We start from the raw sequence: 18,619 nt of genomic DNA, 5'->3' as shown, positions 1-18,619 counted from the left end.
ATCTTGGATAATCAGTCTTCAGGAGAAGAATTTGAGACCATTTCCTCAGACTTTCCGGCTGTCTGCTCTTCTTCTACTTGTGGCTGTCGCAACGCCGGCATCGGTCGCACAGGCCGCTGGCGAAAGCGAATTACTGGCTGTACGCGGCCTGCTGGACTCTGTCTGGGTGATCGTCGCCGCCGCCCTGGTCATGGTCATGCAGATCGGCTTCCTGCTTATCGAAGCGGGCATGGTGAGGTCCAAGAACTCAATCAATGTCGCCATGAAGAATGTGATGGATTTCTGCGCCTCCATCCTCTTCTTCGCCCTCATCGGCTTCATGTTCGCCTTCGGCACCTCAAGTATATTGCCGGTCGGGATCGACCTTGATTTTGCAGGCCTTGCCAACCTCTCCTCCTCTGAGCAGATCTTTTTTGTCTTCCAGGCCATGTTCTGCGGGACCGCCGTCACCATCGTGTCCGGCGCGGTGGCGGAACGCATGCGTCTCTCCTCCTATGTCCTTGGCTCGGTCCTGATTGGTGCGGTGATCTATCCGGTCTTCGTTCACTGGACATGGGGCGGCGCGCTTCATGAGAATGCTGGCGCCTTTCTCGGTAATCTTGGCTATATCGACTTTGCCGGTTCCACCGTGGTTCACGCGCTTGGCGGCTGGCTGGCGCTGGCGGCCTGTGTTTCGCTCGGCGCTCGCCACGGCCGGTTCACCCCCGACGGACAGCCGGTCCGGTTTTCAGGGCACAGCCCGGTCCTCGCGGCCGGCGGGACCTTGATGCTCTATGTCGGCTGGATCGGGTTTAATGGCGGTTCGGTCGGCATTGCCTCGCTGGAGATCGGCCCGATCATTCTCAATACGCTTCTGGCCGGCGCGGCCGGCTGTATTGCCGGCTATCTCTGGACGATGCTCCGGGACCGGACAGTCTATCCGGAAAAGGTCATTTGCGGCCTCCTCGGCAGTCTCGTCGCCGTGACTGCAGCCTGCCACATCATCGCCCCCTGGGCCGCCATTCTCATTGGTGCCGCGGGCGCCATCTCTGCGGTCTGGTTCAATGAATGGCTTGAGCGGCGGTTTCACATTGATGACGCGGTCGGGGCCATTGGCGTACACGGCTTTGCCGGTGTCGTCGGGGTGCTGCTGCCGGTGCTTCTAGCGCCGGTGGACGCCCTGCCGGCCGGCAGCCGCCTGGACCAGCTGGGCGTGCAGCTTCTTGGCGCTGGCATCAACTTCGCCTGGGCCTTCGGTCTCGGCTTCGGCTTCTTCCAGCTCCTCAAGGCACTGGGCGGTATCCGCGTGTCGCCAGAGGCTGAGGAACGCGGCCTTAACGAGGTTGAGCACTCCACCCGGATCGGGATCGGACATATCGAGGATGCGTTCAGCGATCTTGTGAGCGGAACGGCCGACCTGAGCATGCGCCTGCGGATCGAGGGCGGCGACGAGGCTGAACGGCTGACCCGCATGTTCAATGCCCTGATGGAAAATCTGGAAACCCAGGAACAGCAGCGGTCTCTTGACGAGGGCCAAAGACGGTCGGCGGCAGAGGCCGAACGGCTCTCCGCCCTCGCCAATGCGACCTTTGAAGCGCTCTGTATTATAGTGGACGGCAAGATCGTGGATGGAAACGCGGCGCTTGCGCGGCTTCTGGGTCTTCAGCTCAGCGATATCCGCTCCCGTCCGCTGATACGCTTCATGCCGGTCGAGGATATCGAGAAGCTTGAGCAATGCGCCCAGACAAAGGACGCGCCGGCTGTCGAACTCTCTATCGTCAACTCGACCGGCCACGCCATTCCAGTGGAAGTGCGCGGACGGGACATGGAGTTCCGGGGCGTCGGCACGCGGGTTCTGGCCATTGTCGACCTGCGCGAACGCAAGAAGGCCGAGGCCCGTATCCGCCACCTCGCCCTCCATGACCCGCTGACGGGTCTGCCCAATCGCGCCCTTTTCAATGAGCGCCTCAGGGTGATGATCGACCGGACTGTGGCTGAAGAGAGCTTGTCTGCCGTGGTCCTGATCGACCTCGACCGGTTCAAGGATGTCAACGATCTGCACGGCCATGCGGCCGGCGACCAAGTGCTCAAGGTGACGGCAGAGCGCATCCAGGGGCTGGTGCGCCATCGCGATACGGTCGCCCGGCTCGGCGGCGATGAGTTCGCGGTGCTTCAGCTTGGCCTCGATTTCGCCAACCAGACTGAAGAACTGGCCTTCAGACTTGTCGAGGAGCTCAATCGCCCGATCACCCTGTCAGGGGGTCAGAAGGTCCGGATCGGTGCATCGGTCGGTGTCGCCTTCTGTCCGCGAGACGGTATTCAGAGCGTTGGCCTGGTCACGCGGGCCGACACAGCGCTCTATCACGCCAAGAATAGCGGGCGGAACTGCTATGCCCTGTTCGAGCATGGCATGGACGAACACATCCGTCTCCGCCAGATCCTGGAACTCGATCTGTCGGCGGCGCTTGAGGGCAATCAGCTGGAGCTTCACTATCAGCCAAGGGTCAATGTACGCACAGGCGAGTTCGCCAGTTACGAGGCGCTGGTGAGGTGGAACCACCCCGAGCGTGGCCAGATACCGCCGAACGATTTCATTCCTGTCGCCGAAGGCTGCGGCCAGATTGTCGCCATCGGTGAGTGGGTTCTTCGCACAGCTTGCCGCGCGGCGGCAGAGGACCTCGGCGCTGCTTGCGTCAGCGTGAATGCAAGCCCGCTTCAGTTCCGCGACCAGAACTTCGTGGCCGCCGTGCGCGGCGCCCTTGAGGAAAGTGGTCTTGACCCCTCCCGGCTGGAAATCGAGATTACCGAAAGTGTCCTGATCGCCGATGACCAGAGAGCGCTGGCGGTGTTCCGGGCCCTGAAGGCCATTGGCGTGAAGATCGCGCTCGACGACTTCGGCACGGGATATTCATCCCTTGGCTATCTCAGCCGTTTCCCGTTCGACACGATCAAGATCGACCGGTCCTTTGTAAGGAATCTCAGCAAGGACCCGAACAGTCTGTCCATTGTGGAGACAATCATTCGCCTTGGCCGGTCTCTGCACATGACCGTCGTGGCCGAAGGCGTCGAGACGGAGGTTGAACTCATCGCCCTTGCCCGCACAGGATGCGACGAGATTCAGGGCTTCCTGGTTGGGGCGCCCCAGCCGGTGGACATCACATTGAGGACACCGCCGGAAGAGGTGCAGGAGATCCTGCTATCCGAGAGGCGTCTTGAAGACCTGCGTGCCGTTGGCAAGGGCAGGCGCATGGCGGGTTAGCCGGGCTTGCGCAGCGAACCGAAGCGGAAGCTCATTGCGTGCAGGTCGTTGGTGGAATTCAGAATTGCCATTGTCTCTTCGCGGCTGAGCCGGCTGAGGAATTCCTGTACCGATGAGGCCCTCTCACTGCGGGCACGGGCCGTCGCAAGCGGGGTATGAACCTCCTGCTGCTGCAGTGGCCAGAACGGGTCGACCAGATCAGCGCGGGCCTGCTGGCGCTCACGATCCACCAGAAGGGCGGAGAGACGGTCGGGCTGCAGCCCCGCAAAAGTGGAGCGCGCCTTCACCGCCTGTTCAAAGCAGGCCGGCGCGGTGAGCTCGACCGGGGTCACGATCCCGCCATATCGCCGCGCCGCCCCGCCAGCCGACGGCAGTGAGGTGAGCCAGATAAGCGGGGCGCTTAGAACGAGGCCGACCGTGGCGGGCGCCAGCCAGGCGGCATAGATCGGCGAGATGATGACCGCCGCCACCGTCAGGACGATGCCAAGCAAGGTCGGAAACAGGCTCTGGCGCATGATCGTGGCGAAGGTGTAGTGACCATCGCCGCGCGCCTGGGGCGACCAGCCGCTGTCGCGGCCGAGGACAACACTGATCACCGCCGCCGTCTGCGTCGCCATAAGGATGGGCGCCATAAGCACCGAAATGAGAAGCTCGCTGAACACGCCCAGCGTCGTGCGCCCAAGCCCGACCTTCTGACGCCAGTCCCGGTTCAGCCAGCCATAGACGAGGCTCAGGAGCTTCGGCGCAAACAGGATCGCCATTGTAACGACAAAGAGGCGGAGCGCGCGTTCGGAGTCGATCACAGGCCAGGTCGGAAAGAGCGAAGCCCCTTCGCCGAAATATTCCGGCACGAGAAAGCTGTTCTGAAGGGAGAGGAACAGACCGACCGTGATGAAGAGGAGCCAGAATGGCGAGGCGAGATAGGAGAATATCCCGTTGATCAGGTGAAACCTGTTGGTGAAGGAGAGCCCCTTTACGCGCGCCAGCACGGCCATGTGCTGCATATTGCCCTGGCACCACCGCCGGTCCCTGACCGTGTGGTCGATGAGCGTTGGCGGGCCTTCCTCGTAGGAGCCTTCAATGTCCGCGCGGATTTCCACATTCCATCCGGCCCGACGCAAAAGCGCGGCCTCGACAAAGTCATGGCTGAGGATCGAGCCGCCAAGCGGCGCGCGGCCGGGGATGACCGGCAGACCTGCGGCTTCTGCCAGCGCCGAGACCCTTATGATGGCGTTATGGCCCCAGAAATTGCCTTCCTTCTGCGCCCACCAGGCGATGCCATGACCAAGCACAGGTCCGTAGAGAGCGGACGCAAATTGCTGCACACGGGCAAATAGCGTGCGCGCGCCGACAAGTTGCGGGATCGTCTGTATGAGACCGGCGCGCGGTGACGCCTCCATCGCCTCTACCAGCTCCAGTATGGCCGCACGCGACATATAACTGTCGGCATCATAGACCAGCATATAGTCGTAGCGCCCGCCCCAGCGGGTGACGAAATCGCGGATGTTTCCGGCCTTGCGGTGAGCATTTATAACCCGCCTGCGATAGCGGATCGCCACGTCCGGCGGGGCTTTTGCCTGTAGTTTGCGGAAGCCTGCTTCTTCGCAAAGCGCGGTCTCCGGATCGGTGGTGTCGCTAAGGATGAAGCACTCGAACTGGCTTGGCGCACCCGAGAGGAGCTCTGCCGTCGCCAGAACTGTGGCGAAGACATGCTCGACTTCTTCATTGTATATGGGAAACACAATGGCGGTCCGCGCCCCAGATATGTCGGGCGTTTCAGCACAGTCTTTCGCGCGCAGGGCCGCGAGCGCAGCGCAGAAACCAACCACCGCGTTGACGAAGGCAAAGCAGACCCAGCAGATATTCAGCGCGAATATGAAAAGCAGAGCCCACTCCAGCAGGGTCAGGCTCGATATGCCGAGCACGCCATACATCTCCCAGGTCGTCCACGCCGTCAGCGCCGCCGATGTGCCAAAGACGAAAATCTTGCGCCAGAGCACGGAGACCGGCCGGTGGCGTATGCGGGCTTCTGAGGCGCCAAAGGCCTGATCCGGCATCTGCAGAGGAAACTCGATCGGCCTTGGGTGATGGCAGGTCACGAGGCTCTCCACCGATAGATCCAGGTCTCTGTGACAGGCTTGCCGGCGCGTGTCAGGAGGGCGCGAAGCTCTGCGGTATCAGCCTGCTCGGGATCAAGTTCAAAGCTGAGCCGCATCAGTCCTGTGTCCGGGTGCTGCTTCAGCGTCACATTGGACACCGCGCCTGCCGAGGACGAGACATCGGCGTCCGCGCCCGCAAGAAGACGGCTGTCGCTGCTGTCAAAATCGATGACGAAGAGACGCCGCTCACTGTCCGGAACGCGCCCGGCGCGGGTTTCCGCGACGCGCACCACGCCGGGAAGGACGGGGGACATCATGCCCCAGTTGAGCGTATAGGAGAACGGATAGGCTTTACCCTTCTCCCACGCCTGACCGGGCTTCCAGAAGACCACGATATTGTCATTGTATTCGTTGACCGTCGGGATCTCGACCAGGGTCAGCTCCCCCTTCTGCCAGCCCTCGCCCGGGCGCACCCAGACGCTGGGGCGCAGATGATAGCCGGCCTCGATATCGGAATAGTCGTCAAAGTCGCGCTGGCGCTGCATGAGACCAAAGCCGAGCGGCACATCCTGCGCGAGAATGGAGACCTGAAGGGCGTTCGGATTGGTCAATGGGCGCCACACCCATTCCCCATTGGCAAGCTGGAAGGAGAGACCTTCGGAATCATGCACGGCGGGGCGAAAATCATTGGGCTGCTTGGCGAGATCGTGCGGGGAGAAGAAATACATGCTGGTGAGCGGCACGACGCCGAAATTGGAAAGATTGCGGCGCGGGTGAATGACCGCACGCACCTTCACCTCCGTGTCCGGCCCTGGTTCAACCGTGAACTCATAAGCCCCGGTTACGCTTTCCCCGTCGAGCAGCGCAAAGATCCGGAATGTGGTGTCGCCCGGCTTTGGCTTGACCAGCCAGAACTCTCGAAAGCGCGGAAACTCCTCGCCCTCGGATGAGGCCGTGCCGACTGAGAGCCCGCGGGCCGATGCGCCATAGACCGCCCCGGCCCCGAGCGCGCGAAAGAAACTGGCCCCCCGGAAACTGATCACCTCATCGTATTTTCCAGCCTCCGCGAACGGCGCCAGCAGCCGGAAGCCGGAATAGCCAAGCGTCTCGACCGTTTCCTCTGACAGGGGGAGATCGAGGAAGTCGAACTGGCCGGGTTCATAGCTTTTTCGCACCGGCTTACCCTCTTCGATGATGTTGACTTTGACCTGCTGTCTGAAGAGATAGCCACGCGGGTCAAGGCTGACCCGGAAGGCGGAACCGTCATCGCTCCAGAGCTCTGAGCCCGGCAGATTCTGTATGCGGCGGAACTGGTCGTAATTGAGGCCGGCGGCATCCTCCGGCGCGCTGGCAGGCGGCTTGTAGTCGTTGAGCGCAAGCTGCCGGGCGAGCGCGTTGACGGTCTGAAAGCCGAACCTTGCCGGTGCCTGAACGGTATCGCCCGTGGGTGGGGCAGCTTCAGGGCTTTCTGCCGACGCTTCATCGGTGTCCGGGGATTCACCGGGCCCTGCGGTATCCTCATCAGCCTGGTCTGAGGGATCCGCTGCTTGCGCCTGGCTGCCTTCGTCCATCTTTGCGGACTCGCTCGAAGCCGCACCGCTCGCCGCTTCTTCAGCCTCTTGGCCCTCTTCCATAGCCATGCGGTATATATCGGCGTCGATCTCATTATCGGCGCTGCTTTCAACCGCAACTTCGTTTGAGCCATCGGAGCATGCCTGCACTGCAAAGAGCAGGGCAAGCGTGCCTGCAACATACCACGGAAACCTGATCATCCACCTCGTCTCCAGTTTCGATACGTGCTGCACCTTATGTTGCGTCGCAACAGAAACCGTAGCGAAAAAGTGATTTAGGAACAAAAAGGTTGCGTGCTGGGCGGCGTATTAAAAGTTAAATTACGGCCATCCCAGAAACAGGCGGATCGGATCGGCCGACCCTTACGAATCACGGCCCATCCCTCATGAAAAGGAATGGGCCGTGATCACTTCTAGTACGGGCCTGTTAGAACCGCACCCCCACGCGAGCCGTAATGGCTTGCTGGGTGTTGTCCTCGTTGAAGCTGCCCTCATAGGCGACAGCGAGACGTGCATTTTGCGACAGGGCCAGGTCGAGACCGGCGCCAACCACACCGCTGTCGCGGGCCAGATGGACGCCCTGGACGCGGTAGGTCGCACTTCCGGCCAGCGTATTGGCCGCGTTGGGCATGAGGTCGCCGAAGCCATGCTGCCAGCCGATCTTGCCGGTCAGGCTGCCCGCGACATTGCCAAGCTCCACCGGGAAGCGCGCGCGTGTGCCAAGCGTGGAGAAGGTGGCGTCCGTCGTGTCGCCAGCGACGTGAAGGGCGGCCATGTCGCCGCTCTCGGTCAGCCCATCGGTTTCAAGCTCGATATAGGAGAGCTCGGCAAAGGGCTGCACATCGACGCCTGCCAGCTCTGCGTCATAGCTGACTTCGCCAAAGGCCTGCCGCGTCTGCGCATCCATCTGTCCGCGCACACGCTCATCGACATTGGCGAAGAGAACAGCGCGGCGGGTCTCGATGTCGTGCCAGGCATAGATGGCGCCGGCATTGACCGACACCCTGCCCCACTGGCCGCCGCCATAGGCACCGAGATGGGCGCCTTCACCATTGGCAGCCGAGAAGCGCGCATCCACATCCTGATCGGAATAGCTGACGCCTGCGAGCACGCCAGCGCGCCAGCCGGAGCTGAGGTTCGCATCAGCCCCAACCAGCAGACCTTCTGTGTCATGGCTCATGCTGGCCGTGTTGCCATCGCCATTCATACGGCCCCATGCATTATAGGCATCGCCCCAGATGGTGACGCCTTCAACGACTTTCGAAGCCTGCGGGGCAGCATTGTCGATATCCGTATGAAGACGGCCAAGGGCAGCCTGACGTGGATATTGGCTATCTGCGATCAGCGCGCTCTTCAGAGAGGCGTGAAGCTCCCCGGACACCTGATCATAGGCGTAGCGCGCAGTCGGCCCATCCTGCGTCAGGATCACACCGTAAAGGGCATTACCAAAGCCGAGGCCTTCTACACCCGCCGCTGCCGCGCGCTGGTTCCGCGTGGCCGCTACGTCCGCAAGCGCGATATCGTTGCGCGACAGGGTGAGCGTGACCGCATTCGTGTCATAGCCCAGCGTCGCATCGAGGAAGGCATAGTCGCTTTCCACCGACCCGAATGTCCCGGTTATGCCATTGCCCGCGGTAACGATCGTATAGTCGCTCACAGCCGCATAGATGCCATCAAAGCCGATATGACGCACGGCGGCGCCGTTCTCGATGGTGACGCTGCCCGAAACATCGATCAGGTCCGAAGCCGTGCCGGAGGGATCGACTTCCACCTCGTAGACAGAACCTGATGTGAAACGCGCATCGCCTGCAATCGTGATCGTGCCGATGGAATTGCCTGGCTGGACAGTACCTTCGACCACCGTGGTGCCCACCGATCCGCTGCCTGACAGATATGCGCCCGACCCGATGGTGACACCGCCCACCAGGCGCGCGCCGGAACCTGCACTGTCGCCGACAATCAGGTGACCTTCCTTGACGTCTGTCATACCCTCAAAAGCGCTATCCCCATCAAGAACTAGCGTCCCGCTGCCTGTCTTGGTGACTGTGCCGGTCCCAGTGAGGTCCCCCAGCAGTCTGAGACGGGTGCCGGTAACGGTGTCGATGACGCCCTCGCCACTGACAAGGGCCGAGCGGCTGGCATCGAAGCTGGCTGTGGTGCGCAGCGTGCCGCCGGCAAATTCAAGCCTACCGGATGAAGCACCGAGATTGGCGTCAGAGGAGACCGACAGTGTCCCTGCCGCGATTTCTGTGCCGCCGGTATGGGTGTTCGCGCCGGTCAGCGTGAGCGTGCCATTACCCTGCTTGGTGAGGCGGCCGCTGCCACTGATCGTTTTGGCGAAGGTGCCCGCCGTGGCCTGGTCGAAGACCAGCTGTGCATTGTTGGTCACGTCACCGGCAATCGAGGCCGAAGAGCCGACCAGCGTGCCGTCAAAAATCAGCGTGCCACCTGTATAGGTGTTCGCCCCCATCAGCGTGAGCGTACCTGCCCCCTGTTTGGTGAGGCGACCGCTGCCACTGATCGTGTTGGCGAAGGTGCCCGTCGTGGCCTGGTCGAAGACCAGCTGTGCATTGTTGGTCACGTCACCGGCAATCGAGGCCGAGGAGCCGACCAGCGTGCCGTCTGAGACCAGGGTGCCACCTGTATAGGTGTTGGCGCCTGTCAGGGTGAGCGTGCCATTGCCCTGTTTGGTGAGGCGGCCTGCGCCCGAGAGGGTGCCGGTCATCTCAAGCGAGGTCGCGGACGCCGTCTCAATTGTTGCGCCGGCGTTAAGGGCGATGCCCCTTGAAGTCGTGATGTTCCCGGTCGTGGCAAGCGTTCCGTCAGAAAAGCTCAGCGCGCCGGATGAAGCGCCAAGATTGGCGTCAGAGGAGACCGACAGGGTCCCCAGCGCGATTTCTGTGCCGCCGGAATAGGTGTTCGCGCCGGTCAGCGTGAGCGTGCCATTACCCTGCTTGGTGAGGCGACCGCTGCCGCTGATCGTGTTGGCGAAGGTGCCGGTCGTGGCCTGATCAAACACCAGCTGTGCATTATTGATCACGTCACCTGCAATCGAGCTGGAGGAGCCGACCAGCGTGCCGTCTGAGACCAGCGTGCCACCTGTATAGGTGTTGGCGCCGGTGAGGATGAGAGTGCCGAGATCGGTCTTGACCAGCTGGCTGTCACCCGACAGCGCCGAGGCGACCGTCGCGGTCATGCCTGCGCCGGACTGCGTGCCGTCACCGACACGGATTGTGGTCTGGCCGTCCGCCCCGATGAGGCCCATCCCGTCGCCATCAACCACGAACCCGTCATCAGCGAACTGAAGACCGATGGTGTTGATTGCACCACTGGCTGCGTCCACGGTAACCGTGCCTGAAGCGCCCTGGAACACCGCGAAATTGCTGTTCCAGGTGTCGTTTACGTCGCCATTGGACCGGGTCCAGTTGCTTGAGGCGAGATCCCAGGTGCCCGCGCCGCCATTGATCGCACCGTCAGCTGTCGTGTTCGCGCCGTCCCAGAACTGGATGGCGGGGGCCGGGCCCGGTCCTGGTGGCACGGGCGTGCCGGTGTCTGCCGGATTGACGACGAGGTTCACCTCATTGGCGATCCCGGTCTGCACGTCCAGCCGCCCAAAGCCGGCCGGGCTTGTGCCGGTCTCCAGGCCATTGTCGGTCAGGGCGCCGCCATAGGTCATGATGCGGTAGATGCCTGCTCCATAGCCGCCTGCATCGACAGCGTTCAGCGTGCCGTCGAGCGTCAGGTCACCTGTGATATCGAACAGGGCGGTCGTGGTCGGCGCGCCAAGGGCCGCCCGCACAATCGATCCCCCGGAAAGGTCAAGCGAGGCCATGTTGAGCGTGCGCCCCGCTGCGCCAGCGAGGGTGCCGCCGTCGGCGATGCTTACCGCAGGGATGATCGAGCCAGATCCGCTGAGGAGGCCACCAGACTGGACAAGCACATCGCCCGCCTGAATCTGGCCGTTCACGAAGAGGCGGCCATCCGAAACCACCAGACCGCCAGCCTGTGAGGTGTTGCCAGAAAGGGTCAGCGTGCCTGCGCCCTGCTTGGTCAGCGTGCCAGAGCCGCTGATATCTCCATCAAGATCAAGCTGGTCACTGAAATCGAAGACAAGACCGGCATTGTTGACCACGTCACCTGAAATCGCCGCGCCCGTCCCGCCATCGCCGATCTGCAGGGTGCCTTCCGAAATCTCTGTGCCGCCTGTATAGGTGTTGGCGCCGGTGAGGATGAGAGTGCCGAGATCGGTCTTGACCAGCTGGCTGTCACCCGACAGCGCCGAGGCGACCGTCGCGGTCATGCCTGCGCCGGACTGCGTGCCGTCACCGACACGGATTGTGGTCTGGCCGTCCGCCCCGATGAGGCCCATCCCGTCGCCATCAACCACGAACCCGTCATCAGCGAACTGAAGACCGATGGTGTTGATTGCACCACTGGCTGCGTCCACGGTAACCGTGCCTGAAGCGCCCTGGAACACCGCGAAATTGCTGTTCCAGGTGTCGTTTACGTCGCCATTGGACCGGGTCCAGTTGCTTGAGGCGAGATCCCAGGTGCCCGCGCCGCCATTGATCGCACCGTCAGCTGTCGTGTTCGCGCCGTCCCAGAACTGGATGGCGGGGGCCGGGCCCGGTCCTGGTGGCACGGGCGTGCCGGTGTCTGCCGGATTGACGACGAGGTTCACCTCATTGGCGATCCCGGTCTGCACGTCCAGCCGCCCAAAGCCGGCCGGGCTTGTGCCGGTCTCCAGGCCATTGTCGGTCAGGGCGCCGCCATAGGTCATGATGCGGTAGATGCCTGCTCCATAGCCGCCTGCATCGACAGCGTTCAGCGTGCCGTCGAGCGTCAGGTCACCTGTGATATCGAACAGGGCGGTCGTGGTCGGCGCGCCAAGGGCCGCCCGCACAATCGATCCCCCGGAAAGGTCAAGCGAGGCCATGTTGAGCGTGCGCCCCGCTGCGCCAGCGAGGGTGCCGCCGTCGGCGATGCTTACCGCAGGGATGATCGAGCCAGATCCGCTGAGGAGGCCACCAGACTGGACAAGCACATCGCCCGCCTGAATCTGGCCGTTCACGAAGAGGCGGCCATCCGAAACCACCAGACCGCCAGCCTGTGAGGTGTTGCCAGAAAGGGTCAGCGTGCCGGACCCACGCTTGGTCAGCGTGCCAGAGCCGCTGATATCTCCATCAAGATCAAGCTGGTCGCCGAAATCGAAGACAAGTCCGGCATTGTTGACGATGTCGCCTGCAATCGATGCGCCCGTTCCGCCATCGCCAACCTGCAGCGTTCCGCCGGAAATCTGCGTTCCGCCGGTATAGGTGTTTGGGCCCGTCAGAATGCTCGTACCGCTGAGCTGGCGAAGAGTGCCATTGCCGGTCACATTCGAGGAGAGCACGTAATCGGTATCTGTGTGGTTGAGGACGAGTTCGCCGCCATTGGCCAGAAACTCGATCGTCCCGACATTAAACGCCCCGGCCCTCTCTGCGGCCGCGCCGTCTGCCGCGCCAACATTCAGCGTACTGAACGTCCCTTGGCCGACATTCATCCTACCGGTTCCGTCACCGGCCTGGACCACACCTCCATCGCTTAGGGTAAGCGTTCCCGCCCCACCGGCACCGATGGAATAGCCCGTGTTGGCGCGAAGTATGGAGCCGGCCCCCGAGACATTTGCCGTTCCTGCGCTGCCGAGGGCGATGAAGACAGTATCCGACTCTACAGATGCGCCGCCAAGGACATCCAGCTGTCCATCGGCGGAGGCGCCAACAATGAGCGTGTCGGCACTAAAAGAAGACCCCGCACCGCGAACCAGGACAGCGCCCGAAGCGCCTGCCCCATCGCCAGCCACAAGCCGACTGGCCGTCAGCCGGCCGCCATCCAGCACCTGTAGTCTGCTGGACGTGGTCAGCCCGCCAGCATTGACGCCGATAGACATGTCGTTTGCGTTATAGGTCGCATTCGGTCCGGTGACGGTGAGAACCCCGGATCCGCCTGAAGTCCCGATCAGGTCGCGGCCCGCCGTCCGGGTCATCGTACCGTCCCGAAGGACAATCTCGCCATCGATGATCCCCACGCCGGCATTCACCGTGCTGGTGCCCGAAAGCGTCAGCGTGCCAGATCCGCGTGTCTCAAGAATGCTGATGTCGGAGACACCACCGATTGTCGTGTCGCCGCTTCCGATAATTGTCAGGTTCTGTTGCACGCCATTGCCCGAAACACCGCCTGACAATGTCAGAGAGCCCGCCTCGGCACCGATATTTGTCGTGCCGCCGAGATTGACCACGCCGGTAAATGTGTTGTCACCAGACACGTTCCTGATCGGGCCCGCGCCCGTCCGGGCGCCGCTGATGTTCAGGGCGTGCTTGTCGACGCTGACTCCGCCTTCAAGCTCCAGAACACCGCTGCTCTCAATATCGATGCTGCCCGACGCCGCGCCAAGTGCCGTGTCGCTCTGGACGTTCAGAACCGCGCCAGAAACCGGAGAGGGGCCGGAGATCGTCGTATTGCCGGTATAGGTGTTGTTGCCGGTGAGAGTGGTCTTTCCGGAGAGGAAAGATAGGTCGCCATTACCGCTGATGCTTGGCGCGAAATCGTAGTCTGTGCCTGTATGGTTGAAGACAATCTCGCCATCGCCGGCGCCGAACTGGACAGAAGCAGCCGAAACTGTGCCCACGCCAGCCGCAGTGTTGCCCCGCGCGGCACCGATATTGAGTGTGCCGACCGATCCGGCCTCTCGCGCCACGACCAACTGACCTGTGCCGCCAGAGACGGAAGCAGTGCCGCCCTCTGCGAGCGTGAGGGAGCCTTGGCCGCCATAGCCGAGAGTGAAGTCACCCGTAGCGGACAATTGCGACCCGGCGCCGGTGACGAGGGTGGTCGCCTCAGCGCCGCGATTGAGCGCGATGTGGAAGGTATTTGCCGAAACCTCCCCACCATCGGCAACGGTCAAATCCGCAACCGTCGAAAGGCCGTGGAAGAAAGTGTCAGTTGCGGTCCAGCTTGACCCACTGCCACTTACAAGGGCGCTTCCGCTTGAAGGCCCGCCATTGCCTATATTGGAAGTGTCCGTGGACAGCGTGCCGCCGCCCAGGATTTCAAGGCGGCCTTGTCCACCAGCGGCACCAACGGAAAAGTCTCTCGCGCCTGTCCAGCTCGCATTCGGCCCATTGATTGTGAGGGTGGAAACTGTGGTGCCCAATCCGACAATGGTTTGGAAGCCATTCTGTGTCACGGACGCATTGTCGACGATAAGTTCGCCTCCAAATAACCTGAAGCTGCTAACCGTCTTGTCAGCGCCGGAAAAAGTCCACGTGCCTGCGCCATACTTTCCGAGCAAAGCGGTCGTGTCCAATGCGCCGGAGATTGTCCCGTCGCCCGCGCCACCCAAGAAAATAACGCCAGTCGCGTCAATAGCGCCAGCCAAGGTCAGCCGGTCGGCGTCTGAATGGATGCGCGCTTCGGTGGCGACGCTGATATCACCGCCATACGTGTTGTTGCCTGAGATATTCCGCAGCGCGCCGCCGTTTGACACGCCGGTACCGTTAAGGGCGAGCGTTTCGTTTGCAATGTTGATCCCGCCAGCCAGCTCCAGAGCGCCACCGTTCTGCACGAGTGTGCCTTGCGCTGCGCTACCGAGTGCAGCGCCACTTTCAGCACGCAACGCGCCTGCCCGTATGGTCGTCTGTCCGGTATGAAGATTATTGCCGCTGAGCGTCCAGGTGCCGGCGCCATCCTTCAGAAGCTCAATGATCTGTGAGCCAAAAGTCCCACTTACGACCCCATTTCCTGCACCACCGAGTGCGAGATCGGCGTTCAGCGGGCTGCCACCCCCCGTTTCACCATTGATTTCACCGGCGAGGGTCAAGGTTCCAGCTTCAGAGTTGACGCGAGAATCCGCATTCAGCACGAGATCGCCTGAGATTGTATTCGCCCCCGAAGCATTACGGATCGCCCCGTCGCTGGAAACGCCATCTCCGAAAAGCACCACTGTTTCGCCGGTCGTGATATTGCCTTCAAGCTCAAGTGCTGCGCCGTCTCTCACCGCGGTTTCAAATGCCCCGCCCAGAGCCTGATCGCTGCGAATGTTCACGACGCCCTCGCGGATATTCAGATAACCGAGGAAGGTATTATCGCCGCTGAGGACAAGTGTGCCGTCCCCCGTCTTTGCGAAGCCGAAGCCACCTGAAATGTCGCCCGAAAGCGCGAACTCCGTTGAGGCGGCGACATTGATATCGTTGCCACCGGTGCCGAACAGGAGTGATACGTCGCGTGCAGAAGCGAAGCTCGCTGTTGTTGCCAGCGTGCCACCCTCCAGCACTATGATGCCCGATGATGCGCCGAGAGTGTTGTCGGCAGAAACTGAGAGCGTGCCGCCTGCGATCGTGGTGCCGCCCGAATAGGTGTTGGCGCCGGTCAGTATCAGCGTGCCGCTGTCTGATTTGGAAATCGAGCCTGTGCCGGAAATGATGTTCGACAGCGTGTAGGTTGCGTCGTCATGGGCGATGTCCAGAGCGCCATCTGTGCGGATGCCACCTGTGATTATGCCGGTCGAGGCGATTGAAAGCGTGTTTGTGCCGCCGGTGAAGTTGAAGGCGTTGGCAAGCGCGCCATCGCTGCCCGCACCGCCCGCCACGGTGCCAGCAAGCGTCACGTTGAGGTTGGCGCCCTCCAGACCTGTGCCGCCGGAGCTGGGCGCCACACTGAGAGATGAGTCCGCCGCACCCGTCTGCCCGCCTTGGCCGCCACTGACCGATACGCCGTTTGAGATGGTAAAAGTTGAACCTGCAGAACTAGAAACCACCAGGCCCTTACCCCCGTCTCCCCCTTGTGCGCCGCCATTGAACGGATTGAAACTATCACCTCCGTCTCCGCCAGCGCCGCCTGCAATATTTGCTGACAGGGTACCGAGCGCTCCGTCGCCTGTCACGACATAGCCATAACCGCCAGCACCGCCACCGCCGCCTGATGAGCCGGCGCCGCCTGTCGTTCCGTTCCCGCCATTGCCGCCCGTGCCTCCGGTTGTGTCAGCTACCGGGAAGGCCACACCAACGCCACCATGGGCGCCACCACCTCCGCCATTGCCTCCTATGAGTCTAGAGCTTGCGCCATCCTCACCATCCGCACCTGCAGACTGTCCGCCTAGAGCTGCGCTACCGCTTTGCGCGCCTCCACTGCCGCCCGTTTCGCCAGCGCCACCGCCGCCGCCTCCCGTCGTGAAAACACTGCCGGTCCCACCATCCTCACCTTGACCGGTTGTCTGGCTTTCACCGCCCTCTCCGCCGGGAAATGTGGTACTACTGCGCAGGCCGCCGTCGCCGCCTGACTCCGCAAAAGCAATGCTGACTGGAGCGAGTGCCGCCAACGCGATAAGGGCCGTCGAGATCATCAGGCGGTCTCTGACAGCCTTCGTCGTGGATCTTTTCATCGTCTTTGTCCTTGATCTGTTCAGCGCCTCGAGCCGGGCGGGCGGCAGTTTCAGTTGAGTTCGGGGTTGAGGACCGGGTGAGACAAAGGCGTGGCCAGACCCGCACGCGGACCTCGCGCGGGCTGTCGATCATCGCCGGAAACTCGCTGAAACACGCCTCTACCAATCCCTTTAGGCCACGCACCTGCACAGGCTTGCGCGGGCAAGCTGCTGGCGTCCGCCAACGGCCTTGAAGCCCGTCTTGAGGGAAAGTGGCAATGGCTATTATTTGAATAGGAAATATTTCAATGGTAAATATTTGGCATTTACCGAAGGTGGAAAATCATATATTCTGCTGATCTACTTGCAGAAATGAAGGTTGACGCTAAAACGCCCCCCTTTCGCCTGCGATATTCGTGCAGGGAATAGGGGGTTAAAAATGGCTGATGACGATCTAAGCGGGCCACATGTGCGCGACCTGCGGCGGATAGACCTTAATCTGCTTCTGGTCTTCGAAGCGATCTTCAAGGCCGAAAGCGTCAGCCATGCCGCCAGGACACTGGGCATGGCACAGCCGACAGTCAGCAACGCGCTGAACCGGCTGCGCGAGCAGTTTTCCGACAAATTGTTTGTCCGCTCGGACCGCGGCGTGCGGCCGACGCCCCTGGCGCTCAGCCTCGCGGTACCGATTTCCGACGCCCTCAACCTGCTGCGCAGCGGCCTTCAGGCCGAAGCCGACTTCGACGTTACGACCGCCAACCGGCACTTCAAGCTGATCCTGCACGATTACAGCGTGCCCTGGCTCCTGCCGCCGCTGCTGAAGCTGCTCGATCACAGGGAGTCCAGCTGCAAGATCGAGGTCATCACGCCAGACTGGACACGCCCCCAGGAAGGCCTCACCAATGGCGAGGCCGACCTGATGCTGGACGTCTTTCCGACCAAGAATCCCGCAGTGTCCTACGACCCCCTCGGGACGGTGGAAGCCGCCTACATCGTTCGCGAAGGGCACCCCACGATCAGCCATGAGCTGACGCGGGAGCTGTTTGAAACGACAGGCCATGCGGTGCTGCAAAAGCCGATCCAGCAACGCCTGCAGATACCGCACATGATCCTTGCGGAGGGACTGAACCGGCGGGAAGTCTGCATTCTGCCCAACGCGTCCGACCTTGCGATCACCGTGGCAACAAGCGACCTTATCGCAGCGGTGCCGAAGCTCTATGCGACAAAGGTGGCGCCGATCTATCGGCTCCGCGTCCTGCCGGCGCCATTCGATTACCCGAATTTCAAGATGTTCCTGTCCTGGCCGACCGAGAAGAATGACGATCCCGGCCTTCGCTGGATCCGCAATGTGATCCGGAACATCTTTGAAGACTAGTCTGGCTAGAAACTGGGGCCGGTGACGAAGGAGCGGTTGATCTTGGAGACCGCGTCCTGAAGCTTCGGAACAAGCTGGCCGCGCATTTCCTCGACCGAAAAACGTACCGATGGGCAGCAAGCATTCAGCGCGGCAATGACGCGATTATTCACATCGCGGATCGGCACGGATATCGAGCGCACGCCGGGCTCCAGCTCCTCATCCACGAGCGAATAGCCAAGCTGGCGCGTCTCCATCAGGATTTCCCGAAGCCGGACCTTTGAGACAACGGTATTGGACTGAAACTGTTTGAGGTTGACCCTGGCAAGGTACTGCTCCTGGGCTTCCTCGCTTTCATAGGCCAGCAGGACCCGGCCGGTCGAGACCGCATAGGCCGGTAGCCGCTTGCCGACATTATAGCTGACGGCCATGACCTGATCGGGCGTCGAGCGCGCGAGATAGGTGACGTCGTCGCCCGTCAGAACGGCGGTAAATATGGATTCCTGTGTGGTCTGGCTGAGCTCATTCATGATGGGCTGAACCACATCGAGCATGCCGACAGAGGAAAGCGCGGAATAGCCGAGCTGAAGCACTTTCGGACGAAGAGAGAAGACCCTGTCGGTCTTCTCCGCGTAACCCTCACGCACGAGGGTGAGCAGGATCCGGCGCGCCGAGGCGCTCGTCATGCCGGTTGCCTTGGCAACCTCACTCAAAGTCATGCGAGGTGTGTAGCGCGTGAACGCGCAGATGACGTCGAGCCCGCGGGCCAGCGTCGCAACATAGTCGCGATCACTGTCTTCAATTTGATCGTTTACATTATCGGGCACGTATCTCTCTCTCACCGGAGAAGCTAGCTAGCTGGCCACGCTGCCGCTTCAAATCAATGAATTTTCGTCTGAATGGTCAGCACCCAAACCGGGCCTCTATTCTACAATAAATTCAGCACTTTTTAAGCCAGCT

The 18,619-nt window shown here is 61.8% G+C and carries 6 protein-coding genes; 2 read left to right on the top strand and 4 right to left on the bottom strand.

Annotated features, from left to right (window positions below):
* Nucleotides 1-31: 31 nt before the first annotated feature.
* Nucleotides 32-3,238 (top strand): ammonium transporter, encoded by a 3,207-nt coding sequence (amt, locus tag ABNU55_RS10845; RefSeq protein ID WP_290748811.1) that lies wholly within the window; start codon nucleotides 32-34, stop codon nucleotides 3,236-3,238.
* On the opposite strand, the gene mdoH is transcribed toward amt, so the two are convergent.
* The 3 genes from mdoH to ABNU55_RS10830 form a co-directional block, all read right to left on the bottom strand.
* On the bottom strand, nucleotides 3,235-5,337 hold the full coding sequence (gene mdoH / locus ABNU55_RS10840; protein ID WP_290748809.1) for a glucans biosynthesis glucosyltransferase MdoH: 2,103 nt from the start codon (nucleotides 5,335-5,337) through the stop codon (nucleotides 3,235-3,237). The two genes, amt and mdoH, sit on opposite strands and share 4 nt — an antisense overlap.
* The gene (locus ABNU55_RS10835) at nucleotides 5,334-7,109 is read right to left on the bottom strand and encodes a glucan biosynthesis protein G (protein ID WP_290748806.1); all 1,776 of its coding nucleotides are present in this window, start codon (nucleotides 7,107-7,109) and stop codon (nucleotides 5,334-5,336) included. Before ABNU55_RS10835 ends, mdoH begins: the two co-directional genes overlap by 4 nt.
* A gap of 226 nt (nucleotides 7,110-7,335) precedes the next feature.
* On the bottom strand, nucleotides 7,336-16,326 hold the full coding sequence (locus ABNU55_RS10830) for an autotransporter-associated beta strand repeat-containing protein (protein WP_348764357.1): 8,991 nt from the start codon (nucleotides 16,324-16,326) through the stop codon (nucleotides 7,336-7,338).
* 418 nt (nucleotides 16,327-16,744) lie between these two features.
* Here ABNU55_RS10830 and ABNU55_RS10825 point away from each other — a divergent pair, with 418 nt between their 5' ends.
* Nucleotides 16,745-17,680 carry a LysR family transcriptional regulator gene (locus tag ABNU55_RS10825; protein WP_290752686.1) on the top strand — a complete coding sequence of 312 codons (936 nt, stop codon included), beginning with the start codon at nucleotides 16,745-16,747 and terminating at the stop codon, nucleotides 17,678-17,680.
* 5 nt (nucleotides 17,681-17,685) lie between these two features.
* On the opposite strand, the gene ABNU55_RS10820 is transcribed toward ABNU55_RS10825, so the two are convergent.
* On the bottom strand, nucleotides 17,686-18,486 hold the full coding sequence (locus tag ABNU55_RS10820) for an IclR family transcriptional regulator C-terminal domain-containing protein (protein WP_290752689.1): 801 nt from the start codon (nucleotides 18,484-18,486) through the stop codon (nucleotides 17,686-17,688).
* Nucleotides 18,487-18,619 lie beyond the last annotated feature (133 nt).

The sequence above is a fragment of the uncultured Henriciella sp. genome (assembly GCF_964005855.1).
Lineage (GTDB): Bacteria > Pseudomonadota > Alphaproteobacteria > Caulobacterales > Hyphomonadaceae > Henriciella.
Note: the sequence above shows the minus strand (reverse complement) of the source record. Positions and strands in the feature narration are given on the sequence as shown.

Coding starts and splice junctions, on each gene's coding strand:
- ABNU55_RS10835 (WP_290748806.1), bottom strand. CDS start 7,109: ATGATCAGGTTTCCGTGGTATGTTGCAGGCACGCTTGCCCTGCTCTTT.
- ABNU55_RS10830 (WP_348764357.1), bottom strand. CDS start 16,326: ATGAAAAGATCCACGACGAAGGCTGTCAGAGACCGCCTGATGATCTCG.
- ABNU55_RS10825 (WP_290752686.1), top strand. CDS start 16,745: ATGGCTGATGACGATCTAAGCGGGCCACATGTGCGCGACCTGCGGCGG.